This window comes from Pseudomonas oplopanacis (assembly GCF_057128725.1).
In genome coordinates, this window is sequence record NZ_JBSKHV010000002.1 from 129,481 (window position 1) to 146,839 (window position 17,359).

16 protein-coding genes are annotated in these 17,359 nt (G+C 60.3%); 14 read left to right on the forward strand and 2 right to left on the reverse strand.

The features are described 5' to 3' along the window. Positions 1-279: 279 nt before the first annotated feature. The 14 genes from ACWKV5_RS04890 to ACWKV5_RS04955 all read left to right on the forward strand — a co-directional run bounded on the left by ACWKV5_RS04890 (position 280) and on the right by ACWKV5_RS04955 (position 15,802). A complete protein-coding gene (locus ACWKV5_RS04890) occupies positions 280-1,902 on the forward strand; it encodes a methyl-accepting chemotaxis protein (protein ID WP_483840411.1) in 1,623 nt (540 codons plus the stop codon). After that, on the forward strand, positions 1,902-2,438 hold the full coding sequence (locus tag ACWKV5_RS04895) for a chemotaxis protein CheW (RefSeq protein WP_483840412.1): 537 nt from the start codon (positions 1,902-1,904) through the stop codon (positions 2,436-2,438). The genes ACWKV5_RS04890 and ACWKV5_RS04895 overlap by 1 nt, the downstream gene beginning before the upstream one ends. Continuing rightward, entirely contained in the window at positions 2,435-3,697 is a 1,263-nt protein-coding gene (locus ACWKV5_RS04900; protein WP_483840413.1) for a CheR family methyltransferase, read from the forward strand. The genes ACWKV5_RS04895 and ACWKV5_RS04900 overlap by 4 nt, the downstream gene beginning before the upstream one ends. Continuing rightward, positions 3,694-4,377, forward strand: a complete 684-nt coding sequence (locus ACWKV5_RS04905; protein ID WP_483840414.1) for a chemotaxis protein CheW — start codon at positions 3,694-3,696, stop codon at positions 4,375-4,377. The genes ACWKV5_RS04900 and ACWKV5_RS04905 overlap by 4 nt, the downstream gene beginning before the upstream one ends. Then, positions 4,374-6,644 (forward strand): response regulator, encoded by a 2,271-nt coding sequence (locus tag ACWKV5_RS04910; RefSeq protein ID WP_483840415.1) that lies wholly within the window; start codon positions 4,374-4,376, stop codon positions 6,642-6,644. Before ACWKV5_RS04905 ends, ACWKV5_RS04910 begins: the two co-directional genes overlap by 4 nt. After that, a complete protein-coding gene (gene cheB, locus ACWKV5_RS04915) occupies positions 6,641-7,651 on the forward strand; it encodes a chemotaxis-specific protein-glutamate methyltransferase CheB (protein ID WP_483840416.1) in 1,011 nt (336 codons plus the stop codon). The genes ACWKV5_RS04910 and cheB overlap by 4 nt, the downstream gene beginning before the upstream one ends. Positions 7,652-7,699: 48 nt before the next feature. Then, complete coding sequence (locus tag ACWKV5_RS04920; RefSeq protein WP_483840417.1) at positions 7,700-8,701, forward strand: diguanylate cyclase domain-containing protein; 1,002 nt, start codon at positions 7,700-7,702, stop codon at positions 8,699-8,701. A 216-nt stretch (positions 8,702-8,917) separates the two neighbouring features. Continuing rightward, positions 8,918-10,013 (forward strand): peptide chain release factor 2 gene (gene prfB, locus ACWKV5_RS04925; protein WP_111451403.1). Its coding sequence is split into 2 segments (ribosomal slippage): positions 8,918-8,989 and positions 8,991-10,013, totalling 1,095 coding nucleotides; the frame shifts between segments, so codons are not numbered across the junction. Between the two features lie 114 nt (positions 10,014-10,127). Further along, on the forward strand, positions 10,128-11,630 hold the full coding sequence (gene lysS, locus ACWKV5_RS04930) for a lysine--tRNA ligase (RefSeq protein ID WP_483840418.1): 1,503 nt from the start codon (positions 10,128-10,130) through the stop codon (positions 11,628-11,630). Positions 11,631-11,729: 99 nt separating this feature from the next. Then, positions 11,730-12,446: a TetR/AcrR family transcriptional regulator gene (locus ACWKV5_RS04935; RefSeq protein ID WP_027924940.1), complete on the forward strand. Its 717-nt coding sequence runs from the start codon at positions 11,730-11,732 to the stop codon at positions 12,444-12,446. 99 nt (positions 12,447-12,545) lie between these two features. Beyond that, positions 12,546-13,100, forward strand: coding sequence for a hypothetical protein (locus ACWKV5_RS04940; protein WP_483840419.1), 555 nt, complete (start codon positions 12,546-12,548; stop codon positions 13,098-13,100). 36 nt (positions 13,101-13,136) lie between these two features. Continuing rightward, positions 13,137-14,414 (forward strand): flavohemoglobin expression-modulating QEGLA motif protein, encoded by a 1,278-nt coding sequence (locus ACWKV5_RS04945; RefSeq protein WP_483840420.1) that lies wholly within the window; start codon positions 13,137-13,139, stop codon positions 14,412-14,414. 147 nt (positions 14,415-14,561) lie between these two features. Beyond that, on the forward strand, positions 14,562-15,476 hold the full coding sequence (locus ACWKV5_RS04950; RefSeq protein WP_483840421.1) for an alpha/beta hydrolase: 915 nt from the start codon (positions 14,562-14,564) through the stop codon (positions 15,474-15,476). Beyond that, positions 15,473-15,802 carry a PA3694 family proteiin gene (locus tag ACWKV5_RS04955; RefSeq protein WP_483840422.1) on the forward strand — a complete coding sequence of 110 codons (330 nt, stop codon included), beginning with the start codon at positions 15,473-15,475 and terminating at the stop codon, positions 15,800-15,802. The genes ACWKV5_RS04950 and ACWKV5_RS04955 overlap by 4 nt, the downstream gene beginning before the upstream one ends. A 196-nt stretch (positions 15,803-15,998) precedes the next feature. Here ACWKV5_RS04955 and lptF read toward each other — a convergent pair whose 3' ends face one another. Next, positions 15,999-16,787 (reverse strand): lipotoxin F family OmpA-related lipoprotein LptF, encoded by a 789-nt coding sequence (gene lptF, locus ACWKV5_RS04960; protein WP_483840423.1) that lies wholly within the window; start codon positions 16,785-16,787, stop codon positions 15,999-16,001. A gap of 55 nt (positions 16,788-16,842) precedes the next feature. Further along, a complete protein-coding gene (locus tag ACWKV5_RS04965; RefSeq protein WP_123433674.1) occupies positions 16,843-17,244 on the reverse strand; it encodes a DUF4398 domain-containing protein in 402 nt (133 codons plus the stop codon). Positions 17,245-17,359 lie beyond the last annotated feature (115 nt).

Sequence of the window (17,359 nt, forward strand, 5' to 3'; positions counted from 1 at the left end):
GGAAAGCTGGAGTGAAGGATCTTTTAAGTAGGTCCGTCCATTCCCGTTAAACCCCGCCATCGTTCTTCGCGAGCAGGCTGGCTCCCACATTGGACCGCGTCCATCCGGACAATCCGGTCCCCGTGGGAGCCGGGCTTGCCCGCGAAGGCGTCTTCAGACACCCCCCATCCCCAGCGACCAATCCAGCAGAAGCCCTCCCGCCTGGGCCTACTTTCCGTCTTATAAATGAAACACCCTCGGCTATACTCCGCAGCACTTGAACCACCCCGAGGACTGACTGTGAAGAACTGGACGTTGCGCCAACGCATTTTGGCGAGTTTTGCGGTGATCATCGCCATCATGCTGTTGATGGTCGTCGTCTCGTATTCACGGCTGTTGAAGATCGAAGCCAGTGAAGAAAGCGTTCGCGATGATGCGCTTCCGGGGGTGTATTTCAGCTCGATGATTCGCAGCGCCTGGGTCGACAGTTTCCTCCGGACCCAGGAAATGCTCGGCCTCAAGGAAGGTCAGGGCATCAGTGCCGAAGACGCCGCCGATTTCAAGGCGTTCGAGGCGCGACTGATGGAGCAGATCAATAACTATCGCAGCACGGTGACCACGGAGGAGGACAAGGTCGAAATCGCCGCCTTCGAAAAACTGCATGAGGATTTCCAGAAGATCCTGATGAAGGTGCTCGACCTGCATAAAAGCAATCAGGAAGCTGACGCGATCAAGCTGTTCAACGAACAGCTAACCCCGGCGTGGACCGCCGGCCGGATGAAACTCAATGACATCATCCGCGAAAACAAAGCCGTGGCCGACAACGACATCGCCGCCATCGACGACGCGGTGCTGACGGCAAAAATAAGCATGGGCATTTCCCTGCTCGTGGCGGTATTGGCCGCCGGTTTCTGTGGCTTGCTGCTGATGCGCGCGATCATGGCGCCGATGAACCGGATCGTGAAAATCCTCGAAATCATGCGCACCGGCGACCTCAGCGGTCGTTTGAACCTGGAGCGCAAGGACGAATTCGGCGCCGTGGAAACCGGCTTCAACGACATGATGACCGAGCTGACATCCCTGGTGTCTCAGGCCCAGCGCTCATCGGTGCAAGTCACCACTTCGGTCACCGAGATCGCTGCCACGTCCAAGCAACAACAAGCCACCGCCACCGAAACCGCCGCCACCACCACGGAAATCGGCGCGACCTCCCGTGAGATCGCCGCGACGTCTCGTGATCTGGTGCGCACCATGACTGAAGTGTCCACCGCGGCCGACCAGGCCTCGGTGCTCGCCGGTTCCGGGCAGCAAGGCCTGGCGCGCATGGAAGACACCATGCACTCGGTGATGGGCGCGGCCGATCTGGTCAACGCCAAGCTGGCGATTCTCAACGAGAAGGCCGGCAATATTAACCAGGTGGTGGTGACCATCGTCAAAGTTGCCGACCAGACCAATTTGCTGTCGCTGAACGCTGCCATCGAGGCCGAGAAAGCCGGCGAGTACGGGCGCGGTTTTGCTGTGGTTGCCACCGAAGTGCGGCGTCTGGCGGACCAGACGGCAGTCGCCACCTACGACATCGAGCAGATGGTGCGCGAGATCCAGTCGGCGGTATCGGCCGGGGTCATGGGCATGGACAAATTCTCGGAAGAAGTGCGCCGTGGCATGTCCGAAGTGCAGCAGGTCGGCGAGCAGTTGTCGCAGATCATCCATCAGGTTCAGGCGCTGGCGCCGCGGGTGTTGATGGTCAACGAAGGCATGCAGGCCCAAGCCACCGGCGCCGAACAGATCAACCACGCGCTGGTGCAGTTGGGTGATGCCAGCAGCCAGACCGTCGAGTCGTTGCGCCAGGCCAGTTTTGCCATCGACGAACTGAGCCAGGTGGCTGTAGGCCTGCGCAGTGGCGTTTCGCGATTCAAAGTCTGATGAACGAACTCGCGGCCAAACGCGGGGCCGGGGTGCCGGTCAAGCAATCGTTGTACCTGGTGTTTCGCATCGGCGGTGAGCGCTTTGCCTTGCAGGCTATCGAAGTGGCGGAAGTGCTGCCGCGGTTGCCGTTGAAACCGATTGCCCAGGCGCCGCATTGGGTTGCCGGGGTGTTTGCCTATCGTGGCGCGGTGGTGCCGGTGATCGACCTCAGTGCGCTGACCTTCGGCCAACCGGCGCAGGCCCGTACCAGCACGAGGCTGGTGCTGGTCAATTACCGCCCGAATGAATCAACCCCGACGCAATGGCTGGGGCTGATCCTGGAGCAGGCGACTGACACGCTGCGTTGCAACCCGGCGGAATTCAAGCCCTATGGCCTGGACAATCGCCAGGCGCCTTACCTCGGGCCGGTGCGCGAAGATACCCAAGGTTTACTGCAATGGGTGCGGGTCGCCGATTTGCTCGATGATCAGGTTCGCGCGCTGTTGTTCCCGTCGCCGCCTCTCGATCCGGCGCTGCTTGAGGAGCGGCCATGAGCAGCGATCAACGGTTTTTCGATTTCCTCAAGGAGCGTATCGGCCTCGACGTGACGTCGGTCGGCCCGGCAATCATCGAGCGCGCGGTGCGCCAGCGCAGCATCGCCTCCCGTGCGCTGACGGCTGACGAGTATTGGCACACGCTGCAAGGTTCGCAGGATGAGCAGCAGGCGTTGATCGAAGCGGTGATCGTGCCCGAGACCTGGTTTTTCCGTTACCCGGAATCCTTCGCGACGCTGGCGAAACTGGCCGGCAAACGCCTGGCCGAGATCAACAACATGCGCGCGCTGCGGATTCTCAGCCTGCCGTGTTCCACCGGGGAAGAACCTTATTCCATCGCCATGGCCTTGCTCGATGCCGGGCTCAAGCCCCATCAGTTCAAGGTGGAAGGCATGGACGTCAGCCCGCTGTCGGTGGAAAAAGCCCGGCGTGCGCTGTACGGCAAAAACTCGTTTCGTGGTCAGGACATTGCCTTTCGTGACCGGCATTTCAGCGCCGAAGGCGACGTCTATCGTCTCAGTGATCGCGTGCTGGATCAGGTGCGGTTGCAGGTCGGCAACTTGCTCGATCCGGCGTTGCTGGCCAGCGAGCCGCCATATGATTTTGTGTTCTGCCGCAACTTGCTGATCTATTTCGACCAGCCGACCCAGCAGCAGGTTTTCGAGGTGCTCAAGCGCCTGACCCATGTCGACGGCGTGCTGTTTATCGGCCCGGCCGAGGGCGGTTTGCTCGGGCGTTTTGGCATGCGTTCGATTGGCATTGCGCAGTCATTTGCGTTCAGCCGCCAGAGTGTTCCGGAGCCCGAGCCGTTTCCCGTGTTCGTGCCAGCCCCGTTGCCGTTGCGACAACCGGCGCGCAGCGTGCCACCGCCGCCGGTGCGCAATCGCCCGTTCGCCAGCGTCACGCCGCTACCCGCCATCACGAAAACCTCGGACGCTGCCGCATTACTCGCGAACATTGCCGTGCTGGCCAACGAAGGCAAAAGTGTTGAAGCGCGCCTCGCGTGCGAACAGTATTTGCGCAGTCATGAACCGGTCGCGCAGGTGTTTTATTGGCTGGGACTGCTCAGTGATGTCGGCGGCAACGCCCTCGAAGCCCAAGGCTTTTATCGCAAGGCGTTGTACCTTGAACCGCAACATCCCGACGCGTTGATGCACCTGGCAGCCTTGCTGCAATCGCGGGGCGATGCGGCGGGTGCCAGACGATTGCAGGACCGCGCCGCCCGCAGCGAACGCGCCGACAGTGAGCGTAAACGATGATTGCCTCCGACACCTTGAACGTTACCCATGAAGATGCCCAGGCCATCGACGATTGCTGGAACCGCATCGGTATCCACGGCGACAAGTCCTGCCCGCTGCTGGCCGAGCACATTCACTGCCGCAACTGCGCGGTGTACTCAGCCGCTGCCACGCGCTTGCTCGATCGCTATGCGTTGCAGCAGGACGACCGCGTGCAACACTCGGCGACGGTCGAAACGGACATAAAAACCCGATCGCTGTTGATGTTCCGGCTCGGCGAAGAATGGCTGGCGCTGGCCACTCGAAGCCTCGTGGAAGTGGCGCCGCTGCAAGCCATTCATTCCTTGCCACATCAGCGCTCCCGGGCCTTGCTCGGCGTGGCGAATGTGCGCGGCGCATTGGTCGCGTGCCTGTCGCTGGTGGAGTTGCTCGGGCTCGACGCCACCAATAATGCGGCGTCCAGCACGCGAGTCATGCCGCGCCTGTTGATCATCGCCGCCCACGGTGGGCCGGTGGTGGTGCCGGTGGACGAGGTCGACGGGATTCATGCCATCGACGAGCGAATTCTCGAGGCCGCCTCGCAATCCGGCACACAGGCCAGCGGCAAGTACACCCGAGGTGTGTTGCCCTTCAAAGGTCGTAGCCTGCGCTGGCTGGATGAAGAACAATTGCTGTCCGCTGTGACCCGGAGCCTCACATGACCCCCGAGCAAATGCGCGACGCCTCGTTGCTGGAGCTGTTCAGCCTTGAAGCCGAGGCCCAGACCCAGGTCCTGAGCGCAGGTCTGTTGGCACTGGAACGCAATCCGACCCAGGCCGATCAACTCGAATCCTGCATGCGCGCGGCGCATTCGCTCAAGGGCGCGGCGCGGATCGTCGGTGTCGACGCAGGGGTCAGCGTCGCGCACGTGATGGAAGACTGTTTGGTCAGTGCTCAGGAAGGGCGCCTGCACCTGCGGCCCGAGCACATTGATGCGTTGTTGCGAGGCACCGACCTGCTGATGCGCATCGCCACGCCCAATAACAACGTGACGCCGGCGGATATCGAAACCTATGTGGGGTTGATGACGCAGTTGCTCGATCCGCTGGCGCCCGCCGCGCCGCTGGTGACTGAGCGTCAATCCGTACAACCCCGCGTCGAGCTGCCGGTTCCGGTGGTTGAACTGCCGCCCGCCGCGCCTGTTGATGCTCCCCAAAAGACCAAACGCACCACCGAAAACGGTGAGCGCGTGCTGCGCGTAACGGCCGAACGCCTGAACAGCCTGCTCGACCTGTCGAGCAAATCCCTGGTGGAAACCCAGCGCCTCAAGCCGCACCTGGCGACCATGCAGCGCCTCAAGCGCATGCAGAATAACGGTCTGCGGGCCCTGGAAAACCTCAACGTCCATCTCAAGGATCACGCCTTGAGCCTGGAAGCCCAGGAAGCGCTCGAAGATGCGCGGCGGTTGCTGGCGGAATCCCAGCAACTGCTGATCGAGAAAAACGCCGAGCTGGATGAATTTGCGTGGCAGGCCAGTCAGCGCGCGCAAGTGTTGTACGACACCGCGCTGGCCTGTCGCATGCGCCCGTTTGCCGATGTGTTGACAGGGCAGGTGCGCATGGTTCGCGATCTGGGCCGTGACCTGGGCAAACAGGTTCGGCTGGAAATCGAGGGCGATAAAACCCAGGTTGACCGCGACGTCCTGGAAAAGCTCGAAGCGCCGTTGACGCACCTGCTGCGCAACGCCGTGGATCACGGCATCGAATCCCCGGAACAACGGCTGCTGGCCGGTAAACCGGCGGAGGGTGTGATTCGTCTGCGCGCCTCGCATCAGGCCGGATTGCTGGTGCTGGAATTGAGTGATGATGGCCATGGCGTCGATCTGGAAAAGGTCCGCCGCACCGTCATCGAGCGACAGTTATCCCCAGCCGAGACCGCCGCTCAACTCAGTGAAGAAGAGCTGCTGACGTTTTTATTCTTGCCGGGTTTCAGCCTGCGCGACACAGTCACCGAAGTGTCCGGGCGCGGCGTTGGGCTGGATGCGGTGCAGCACATGGTCCGCCAGTTGCGCGGTGCGGTGGTGCTGGAGCAGACGGCGGGCGAAGGCAGTCGTTTCCACCTCGAAGTGCCGCTGACGCTGTCGGTGGTCCGCAGCCTGGTGGTGGAGGTCGGTGACGAGGCTTATGCGTTTCCGCTGGCCCACATCGAACGCATGTGCGACCTGGAGCCGGAAGACATCGTGCAGGTCGAAGGACGTCAGCACTTCTGGCACGAAGGGCGGCATGTCGGGTTGGTGGCGGCCAGTCAGCTGTTGCACCGCCCGATCAACCCGAACAGCCAGCAAACCCTCAAGGTCGTGGTCATCCGCGAGCGCGACGCGATTTACGGCGTAGCGGTCGAGCGTTTTATCGGCGAGCGGACCTTGGTCGTATTGCCGCTGGACGAACGTCTGGGCAAGGTGCAGGACATCTCCGCCGGGGCCTTGCTCGATGACGGTTCGGTGGTGCTGATCGTCGACGTCGAAGACATGCTGCGCTCGGTGGATAAACTGCTCAATACCGGGCGCCTGGAACGCATTGCCCGCCACAGCAATCAGGCGGTCGAAGCGGCACGCAAGCGGATTCTGGTGGTCGATGACTCGCTGACGGTTCGCGAGTTGCAACGCAAGCTGCTGCTCAATCGTGGCTACGAGGTGGCGGTGGCGGTTGATGGTATGGATGGCTGGAACGCCCTGCGTTCGGAGGATTTCGATCTGCTGATCACCGACATTGATATGCCGCGCATGGATGGCATCGAATTGGTGTCATTGTTGCGCCGCGACAACCGCCTGCAATCGCTGCCGGTGATGGTGGTGTCGTACAAGGATCGTGAAGAGGACCGTCGTCGTGGACTGGACGCCGGGGCCGACTATTATCTAGCCAAAGCCAGTTTTCATGACGATGCCCTGCTTGATGCGGTGGCTGAGCTCATCGGAGGAGCACGGGCATGAAAATCGCAATCGTCAACGACATGCCCATGGCGGTGGAGGCCTTGCGCCGCGCCTTGGCGTTTCAGCCGGCGCACCAGGTCATCTGGGTCGCCAGCGATGGCAAGGAAGCGGTGCAAAAGTGCGCCGAACAGACGCCGGACCTGATCCTGATGGATTTGATCATGCCGGTGATGGACGGGGTCGAGGCCACTCGGCGGATCATGGCCGAAACGCCGTGTGCCATTGTGATCGTCACCGTCGATCGCCAGCAGAACGTGCACCGGGTGTTCGAAGCCATGGGCCACGGCGCACTGGACGTGGTCGATACCCCGGCGCTCGGTGCCGGCAACGCCCAGGAAGCGGCGGCGCCGTTGTTGCGCAAGATCATGAACATTGGCTGGTTGATCGGCGAGCGGGGCAGCCGCGAGCGATCGATGCCGAGCCCGCTGCGCAGTGCTGCCTCGCGCCAGCGCCTGATTGCCATCGGTTCGTCCGCCGGCGGGCCGGCAGCCCTGGAAATCCTGCTCAAGGGCCTGCCGCGGGATTTTTCGGCGGCCATCGTGCTGGTGCAGCATGTCGATCAGGTGTTCGCCGCCGGCATGGCCGAATGGCTCGGCAGTGCCAGTGGCTTGAACGTGCGTCTGGCGGTCGAGGGCGAAGCGCCTCAGGCCGGAACCGTATTGCTGGCCGGCACCAACCACCATATTCGATTATTGAAAAACGGCACGCTGGCCTACACCGCCGAACCAGTGAACGAAATCTACCGGCCCTCGATCGATGTGTTTTTCGAGAGCGTGGCCAATTACTGGAACGGTGACGCCGTAGGGGTTTTGTTGACGGGCATGGGGCGCGATGGCGCGCAGGGGCTTAAACTCATGCGCCAACAAGGTTACCTGACCATCGCTCAGGACCAGAAAAGCAGTGCGGTATATGGAATGCCCAAAGCGGCCGCGGCCATCGGCGCCGCCATGGAGATTCGCCCACTGGACAAGATAGCGCCACGATTGCTGGAGATATTCGCCAAATGACCGCCATTAGCAGCAATCCTGGCCCAGGTAGAACTCAGGTGACCGCACATGACTGAATTACAGCTCGACGGCTTCAAAACCGACGAAAACGCCGCCATGGTGTTGTTGGTGGACGATCAGGCGATGATCGGTGAAGCGGTGCGTCGCGGGTTGTCGAACGAAGACAATATCGACTTCCACTTCTGCGCCGACCCGCACCAGGCCATCGCCCAGGCGATCCGCATCAAGCCGACGGTGATCCTGCAGGACCTGGTAATGCCCGGTCTGGACGGCTTGAGCCTGGTGCGCGAGTACCGCAATCATCCGGCGACCAAGGACATTCCGATCATTGTCCTGTCGACCAAGGAAGACCCGCTGATCAAGAGCGCGGCGTTTGCAGCCGGGGCCAATGATTATCTGGTCAAGCTGCCGGACAACATCGAACTGGTGGCGCGCATCCGTTATCACTCGCGCTCCTACATGACGCTGTTGCAGCGCGATGCGGCGTACCGCGCGTTGCGGGTCAGCCAGCAGCAATTGCTCGACACCAATCTGGTGCTGCAGCGGCTGATGAACTCCGATGGCCTGACCGGGCTGTCGAACCGCCGACATTTCGATGAATACCTGGAACTGGAATGGCGCCGATCGTTGCGTGACCAGAGCCAATTGTCGCTGCTGATGATCGATGTGGATTATTTCAAAGACTATAACGACAGCTTCGGTCATCTGGAGGGCGATGAAGCCTTGCGCAAGGTGGCGACGGCGATTCGCGAGGCCAGCGCTCGCCCGTCAGACCTGCCGGCCCGTTACGGTGGCGAAGAGTTTGCGTTGGTGCTGCCCAACACCACGCCGGGCGGTGCGCGTCTGGTGGCGGAAAAATTGCGCCAAACCGTGGCGGCGCTGAAGATTCCGCACATTTCACCGACCGAAGGTTCATGCCTGACCATCAGCATTGGCCTGTCCACGTTGGTCCCACAGCCGGGCAGCGATTGCCGGCAATTGATCTCGGCGGCGGACAAGGGGCTGTACCTGGCGAAGAACAATGGGCGCAATCAGGTCGGGATCGAGTAGTTTTCCTGCCTGACGGGCCCCTGTGGCGAGGGAGCTTGCTCCCGCTGGACTGCGCAGCAGTCCCATTTGTTGGGGGCGCTTCACGCCCCAGCGGGAGCAAGCTCCCTCGCCACACCAAAACCATTCACCCCTAAAGCCGCCAGGCGGGCTGCCGTGGAGGCCTGTTTACGTTATACTCGCCGGCTTTCAAAAGTTCGCCAACGAGTGCTGCCCGCCATGGAAATCAACCCGATCCTTAACAGTATCAAGGACCTGTCCGAGCGCTCCGAAACTATTCGGGGGTATCTTTGACTACGATCAAAAGCATGAGCGTCTGACTGAAGTCAATCGCGAGCTTGAAGATCCGTCTGTCTGGAACAACCCGACGTACGCTCAGGAACTGGGCCGCGAGCGGTCCCTGCTGGCGCAGATCGTCGAAACCCTCGACGAAATGCACACCGGCCTGGCCGACGCCAAAGACCTGCTGCTGATGTCCGCCGAAGAAGAAGACCAGGCCGCCGTCGATGACGTCGCCGCCGAAGTCGAGCGCCTGCGCGAGTCGCTGGAAAAACTCGAATTCCGTCGCATGTTCAGCGGTGAAATGGATGCCAACAACGCCTACCTGGACATCCAGGCCGGCTCCGGTGGCACCGAGGCTCAGGACTGGGCCAACATCCTGCTGCGCATGTACCTGCGCTGGGCTGACAAACGCGGTTTCGACGCGACCATCATGGAACTGTCCGCCGGTGAAGTCGCCGGGATCAAGGGCGCGACCGTGCACATCAAGGGCGAATACGCCTTTGGCTGGTTGCGGACCGAGATCGGCGTGCACCGTCTGGTGCGCAAGAGCCCGTTCGACTCTGGCAACCGCCGCCACACCTCGTTCTCGGCTGTGTTTGTGTCGCCGGAAATCGATGACAACATCGAAATCGACATCAACCCGTCGGACCTGCGCATCGACACCTACCGCTCCTCCGGTGCCGGTGGTCAGCACGTAAACACCACCGACTCGGCCGTACGTATCACCCACGTACCGACCAACACCGTGGTCAGCTGCCAGAACGAACGCTCCCAGCACGCCAACAAAGACACCGCGATGAAAATGTTGCGGGCGCGCTTGTACGAGCAGGAAGTGCAGAAACGCAATGCCGCCTCCCAGGCCCTGGAAGACACCAAGTCCGACATCGGCTGGGGTCACCAGATCCGCTCGTATGTACTCGATGCGTCGCGAATCAAGGATTTGCGCACTAACATCGAACGCAGCGACTGCGACAAGGTGCTCGACGGCGACATCGACGAATACCTGGTGGCCAGCCTTAAACAAGGCTTGTAAGCCATGCAATACCGGATCGCCTGACCCACGCGATCCCCTGTAGGAGCCGGCTTGCCGGCGATCCCCAGGCCGCAGGCCTGGGGGCAACGAACCCGTGATGGAATATTTAAAGACATGAGCGACCTAGAACTCGACCCGCAAGCCCTGCAACAGGAAGAAAACTCCCTGATCGCCCTGCGCAAGGAAAAGCTTGCTGCCGAGCGCGCCAAGGGCAATGCCTTCCCGAACGACTTCCGCCGCGAAAACTACTGCGAAGATCTGCAGAAGAAGTACGCGGACAAGACCAAGGAAGAGCTGGCAGAGGCTGCAATCCCGGTCAAGGTTGCCGGTCGCATCATGCTCAACCGTGGTTCGTTCATGGTGATCCAGGACATGACCGGGCGGATTCAGGTTTACGTCAACCGTAAAACCCTGTCCGAAGACACCCTGGCCTCGGTGAAAACCTGGGACATGGGCGACATCATTGCCGCCGAAGGCACCCTGGCCCGTTCCGGCAAGGGCGACCTGTACGTTGAAATGACCACCGTGCGCCTGCTGACCAAGTCACTGCGCCCGCTGCCGGACAAGCACCACGGCCTGACCGACACCGAACAGCGCTACCGTCAGCGTTACGTTGACCTGATCGTCAACGAAGAAGTGCGCCAGACGTTCCGCGTCCGTTCGCAAGTCATTGCGCACATCCGCAGCTTCCTGATGCAGCGTGACTTCCTTGAAGTCGAAACACCGATGCTGCAAACCATTCCTGGCGGTGCGGCAGCCAAGCCGTTCGAGACTCACCACAACGCGCTGGACATGGAAATGTTCCTGCGTATCGCGCCTGAGTTGTACCTCAAGCGCCTCGTTGTCGGCGGTTTCGAAAAAGTGTTCGAGATCAACCGCAACTTCCGTAACGAAGGCGTTTCGACTCGTCACAACCCTGAATTCACCATGTTGGAGTTCTACCAGGCGTACGCCGACTACGAAGACAACATGGACCTGACCGAAGAACTGTTCCGCGAACTGGCGCAGCTGGTTCTGGGCAGCACCGACGTGCCTTACGGCGACAAAGTGTTCCACTTCGGCGAACCGTTCGTACGTCTGTCGGTGTTCGATTCGATCCTCAAGTACAACCCTGAGCTGACCGCAGACGACCTGAACGACATCGACAAGGCCCGCGCCATCGCCAAGAAAGCCGGCGCCAAGGTGCTGGGCTTCGAAGGTCTGGGCAAGCTGCAGGTGATGATTTTCGAAGAGCTGGTCGAGCACAAGCTGGAACAGCCGCACTTCATTACCCAGTACCCGTTCGAAGTCTCGCCGCTGGCCCGTCGCAACGATGACAACCCGAACGTCACCGACCGTTTCGAACTGTTCATCGGCGGCCGTGAAATCGCCAACGCCTACTCCGAGTTGAACGACGCGGAAGACCAGGCCGAGCGCTTCATGGCTCAGGTAGCCGACAAGGACGCGGGCGACGACGAAGCCATGCACTACGACGCCGACTTCGTTCGCGCGCTGGAGTACGGCATGCCGCCAACGGCGGGTGAGGGTATCGGTATCGACCGTCTGGTGATGCTGCTGACCAACTCCCCGTCGATCCGCGACGTGATCTTGTTCCCGCACATGCGGCCGCAAGCGTAAGTGTTTCAATTAAAAAGCCGCCTTTTCAGGCGGCTTTTTATTGCCTGTCTGGTACAAACGTATCAATTTATTGCTTTCATCTGAGAGGAAAGACCTGTCGTGAATCGTGCAATGGCTCAAGAAGGTGCAGCGGGTATCGCCACTGCGGTCGCTGAAAGTGTTCAGTACCAGGGCCGCAAGGCCAGCCGACAGGGCAGCGAGCAGCGTCGACAGGACATTCTCGATGCGGCGATGCGCATTGTCGTGCGCGATGGCGTGCGGGCCGTGCGTCACCGCGCGGTGGCAGCCGAGGCCGGTGTGCCGTTGTCGGCCACCACCTACTATTTCAAGGACATCGATGACTTGCTCACCGATACCTTCGCCCAATACGTAGAACGCAGCGCGGCGTTCATGGCGAAGTTGTGGGTGAACAATGAGGGCTTGCTGCGCGAGATGGTGATCAGCGGTGACGGCAGCCCCGAGGCGCGTTCGCAGCTGGCGGACGACATTGCACGGTTGATGACGGACTACGTTCACCGGCAATTGATCAACCGTCGCGAACACTTGATGGCTGAACAGGCGTTCCGTCAGGAGGCCTTGTTGAACCCGCGCCTGGCGGAACTGGTGCGCTCACATCAGCAGATTCTCCTCCAAGGCACCTGCCAGCTTTTCGAAGTGTTGGGTTCGCGTGAGCCACGAGAGGATGCCAAGGTGTTGACGGCGATTATCGGACGGATGGAATATCAGGGCCTGCTCAACGACGCCGAGCCTGTGGGTGAAGAAGAAATGCTCGGTATCCTCAATCGCTACATGCACTTGGTACTCGCGTCGGTGTAATCCCTGAGGGCGCCACAAAACCCTGTGGGAGCGAGCTTGCTCGCTCCCACAGGGGCAGGTGTTCAGTTCAGGGCTGCGTGTGTTCATAGGGAGTGTTGAATGAAAGCCTGGCGCGTCATCGTGATCGCCTTGTCGTTCCTGCTGCTCAGTGGCTGTCTGGTGACCTTCAAGGAACCGCTGCCCGCGAGCGACCCCGCGCCCAAAGGTTTGCTCGGCAAATGGACCAGCACCAACGCCTGGGGCGAGCCGATGAACCTGGAGCTGACGCGCATCGGCGACCATCGCTATCAGGCGGTCAGCTACTTCAAGGCCAAACCCGGCGAACGCGAAGCCTATCCCTTCACCGTCTCGCGCCATGGCAGCCGCTGGTACCTGTCAGCGAAGGTGCCAGCCAAATACGGCGGCCACTTCACCATTGCCGGGTTCGAGCTCACGGACAAGCATGAATTGGTGGTCTATAACCTCGACCTCGATCAGATCAACCAGGCCCTCGGACAAAAAGTCCTGAGCGGCGAAGGTTTCCAGACCCATGACGGCGACGGCGTACTGGTCGACAACGCAATGGATCAGGTCTTCAGCTACCTCGACGATCCGGCCAATTCCGATGTCTTCGTCGAGGCGGTGCGCTATCAGCGCCTGGCCAAAAGTAAATAGACTCAGCACATAACGGTTTTTCTACAGGAGTTTCGGGTGGACGATTACCAGCAGACGATACGCATTTTGTCCGATCGCATTGTGCTGGCACAGACGCCGATTCGCGTCCTCGATGCGGTCAAGTGGGACGACAGCATCCGCAAGGGATTCCTCAAGGCCAAGGGCAAGGAAATGCCGGCAGTGGACCGCGATTACTACCTCAATCGGCCACTGACATTCGACTCCAGCAAAGTGAAACTGGAATTCCAGAACATCGAGCGCGACATCACTCGACAGCTCGGCCAGTTCAACCCGGTCGGCCAGATCATGCGCCGCATGTGCAAGGAATACCGGATGGTGGTGCGCATGCTGGAAGCGCGCGGCACCGAGGATTTCGGCCTGATTTCCCAGGAGCTGTACGGCGCCGCGTCCGACGCGTTCCACGCCGGCGACCCGACCCTGGCGGACCTGGGGCTGATGCTCTCCGATTACCTGAACAACATCGACGGCCGTGGCGACCTCAAGGATGAGCCAAAAATCCTCACGGCCAAGGAAGCCGTGCACCTGCTGCAAACCCGCTTGAACAAGGTATTTGGCGAGGCCGAAGAAACCATTCGGGTGTTCGAGTCCGACGGGATCGTCGCCGATGCGGCGGCCGGCGCTGACTACATCAAGATCCGCGCCGATGCGATGTTCAACGACCGTGACGTGCGCGCCCTCGAAGTTCACGAAGGGCTGGTGCATGTCGGCACCACGCTCAACGGGTTGAACCAGCCGATCTGCACCTTCCTGTCCAAGGGGCCGCCGTCGTCGACGGTGACCCAGGAAGGCCTGGCGATCCTGATGGAAATCATCACCTTCGCGTCCTACCCGAGTCGCCTGCGCAAACTGACCAACCGCACCCGCGCCATCCACATGGTGGAGGAGGGCGCAGATTTCCTGCAGATCTACGAGTTCTTCCGCGAGCAAGGCTTCGAAATGGCGGAAAGCTACGGCAACGCCAGTCGGGTATTCCGTGGTTCGGTGCCAAACGGTCTGCCATTTACCAAAGACTTGTCCTACCTCAAGGGCTTCATCATGGTTTACAACTACATTCAGTTGGCCGTGCGTAAAGGCAAGCTTGAGCAGATTCCACTGCTGTTTTGCGGCAAGACCACGCTGGAAGACATGCGCACGCTGCGCCAGTTGGTTGATGAAGGGTTGGTGGTGCCGCCGAAGTATTTGCCGGATCAGTTCCGCGATTTGAACGCGCTGTCGGCATGGATGTGCTTCTCCAACTTCCTCAACCATTTGAGCCTGGACCGGATCGAAGCGGATTACTCCAACATCCTCTAGTCCGAGTGAAATCCCCTGTGGGAGCGAGCCTGCTCGCGAATGCGATTTAATATTCAACTTTGATGTTGTCTGGCACACCGCTTTCGCGAGCAGGCTCGCTCCCACATTTGATCTCTATTTCAACCCATTACTGCGAGGTTTCAACGGATGAGATTCCTCGGCATGGTTTGCCTGCTCCTGACCCTCGGCGGCTGCAGCTCCCTGCTGTTCTACCCCGAGCCCGGCCAGTTGTTCACCCCGGAAAAAGCTCATCTGGAATACCGCGAGGTCACCCTCGTCACTGCCGACGGCCTCAAGCTCAACGCCTGGTGGTTGCCGGCCCAAAAAGGCGTCGAGGTCAAAGGCACGGTGCTGCATTTGCACGGCAACGGCGGCAATCTGCCGATGCACCTGGGCGGGAGCTGGTGGCTGCCCAAGGCCGGTTATCAAGTGCTGCTGATCGACTATCGCGGCTACGGTTTATCTGAAGGAAAGCCAAGCCTGCCGGCGATCTATCAGGACATCGACGCCGCGTTCAAATGGCTCGACCAGGCCCCCGAAGTCAAAGGCAAACCGCTGATCCTGCTTGGCCAAAGTCTCGGTGGCTCGATGGCCGTGCACTATCTGGTTCAACACCCGGAGCGCGAGAAACAGCTCACGGCGCTGGTCCTCGACGGAGCACCGGCGAGCTATCGCAGTGTCGGCCAATTTGCCTTGAGCACTTCATGGCTGACCTGGCCGTTCCAGGTGCCGTTGTCCTGGCTGGTGCCGGATGGCGACAGCGCGATCCACTCGATGCCGCAGCTAAAAAGCGTGCCGAAACTGCTCTATCACAGCATCGACGATCCGATCGTGCCCCTTTCCAACGGCATCCGTCTGTATCAAGCTGCGCCGCCGCCGCGTGTGCTGCAACTGACCCGAGGCGGTCATGTGCAGACGTTCGCCGACCCGGTCTGGCGAAAAGTCATGCTGCGTTACCTCGACGACCCGCAGCATTTCAACGGCCTGCGCCGCCTGGGTGAAATCCCCAATTATCCGGCACCCCCGAATTCAGAAGATGAACCACCAGAGAGCCCGCAATGAGTGAAGAACGTAACGCCATCCCGCTGATCATCACCGGTATCTGCAGCATCCTCGGCACCGTGGGTGCCTTGTGGTACTACGGCTACCTGCATTTCGCCAAGCCTGAGGATGCGTTGCTGCTCAACGAATTCACCATGCTCAAGACCGTGCCGGGCGAAGACTACAAAGTCTCCTTGGAACCCGCCGCGCAAGTGGCGCAGTGCATTGACGGCGTGCTGGTGCTGTTTGATACCGAGCAAAAAGGCCTGACCGGTGTGCTGATCGACAGCAAGAAAAAAGCGGTGCGCTGCATGGGGCAGGAAACGCCACAGAAGCTGGAGCAGTAACCCTGTCCTGCATTCACCAAAGATCCACTGTGGGAGCGAGCCTGCTCGCGAATGCGATTTAACATTCAACATTAATATTGCCTGACCCACCGCTTTCGCGAGCAGGCTCGCTCCCACAGGGTTTTGAGTGATCCGCAAAGATAAAAAGCCCCGTCTGATCAGATCAGCCGGGGCTTTTTGTTTAAGCAGATGTTGCTTAGTTCGAACTGACAGCCGAACGCGGAATCACCGGCTGATTATCATTGGAAATGGTCACTTCCACCCGACGGTTCATCGCCCGGCCCGACACGCTGGAATTCTCCGCGACCGGGTATTCCTTGCCATAACCCTGAGCAACGATTCGCGCCGGATCAACGCCCATCTTCACCAGCGCCGTGCGCACGGAACCGGCCCGACGCTCCGACAGCGACTGGTTGTGGCTCTCGGTGCCGGTGCTGTCGGTGTAACCCTCGACGATCACTTTGCGATCCGGGTTTTCCGAGAGGAACTGCGACAGTTTGTTGATGTTCGCCAGACCGCTGGACTTCAGGTCTGCGCGGTCGGTGGCAAACAACACATCACCAAACGTCACCAGAGTGCCGCGATCGGTTTGCTTGGCGTTCAGGCTGGCCTGCAGCTGTTTGATCTGCGTATCGCGCGCATCCAGTCGCGCCTGCGCACGTTGGGCCGAGGCGTTTTTCAGGTTGGCTTCAGCGGTGCGCAGAGCGATGGTCTGCTTGGCCACTTCAACGCGCTGGTTGGTCAGGTATGCCAGTTGATCGACCTTGGCCGGGTCTTGCTTGTCGCGGTACGCCTGATCGGCTTTGTCCAGGTAATCACTGGCGTCTTTGGTTTCCAGCGCCGCGACTTTGCTCGCTTGCGGGTTGGCTTGCAGACCGCTGTAGTTGGTGCGCGCCTGTTCCAGGTTCGCGTTAGGCGGGGTGGAGCAGGCAGCCAGGGCAACGCTGGCGGCAAGGAGAGCGGGGATCATCAATTGTGTACGCATAATCATTCGTCCTTTTAATCGGTAAGAGCTTCAGGTCCGGGGTCTGGATGCGCGCTTACTGCACGGTGCGCTGACTTTCCTGACGCAGTTCCTGAACACCTTGCTGAGAGTCCTTCAGCGTCTGTTGAGCTTTCGCCGCCTGAGCCTTGCGTTCGGCCACACGAGCGTCCCACTCGGCTTGCTCGGCGAGCATCCGCGCCTCGTCATACTTTTTGTCGTGCATGGCGATTTCGGCTTGTTTGAATTTGTCCTGCGCGGACTTCATTTCCACAGCGGCAAACTCGGTGCCGCCGGCACTGACCGCGTCATTGACGGCGGATTGGGTGACTGCGTATTGCTCGGTCGGCGGATTACCGGCGCAACCGGCCAGAATGAAACTGCTGCCGATTGCCAGGGCAGCCAGTTTCAGGCCGCGCAAGTGTGTGGATGAGGTGGTTTTCATCGTCTTCAACTCCATTGGAATAACTCCTGTAAAACTTGAATATCCATCCTGGTATGGAGCCGTAACCGACCGACGTGCTGTGCGAAATGAAACGACCGTACCAGGCGTGGTTACTGGTTACGACCGGAGG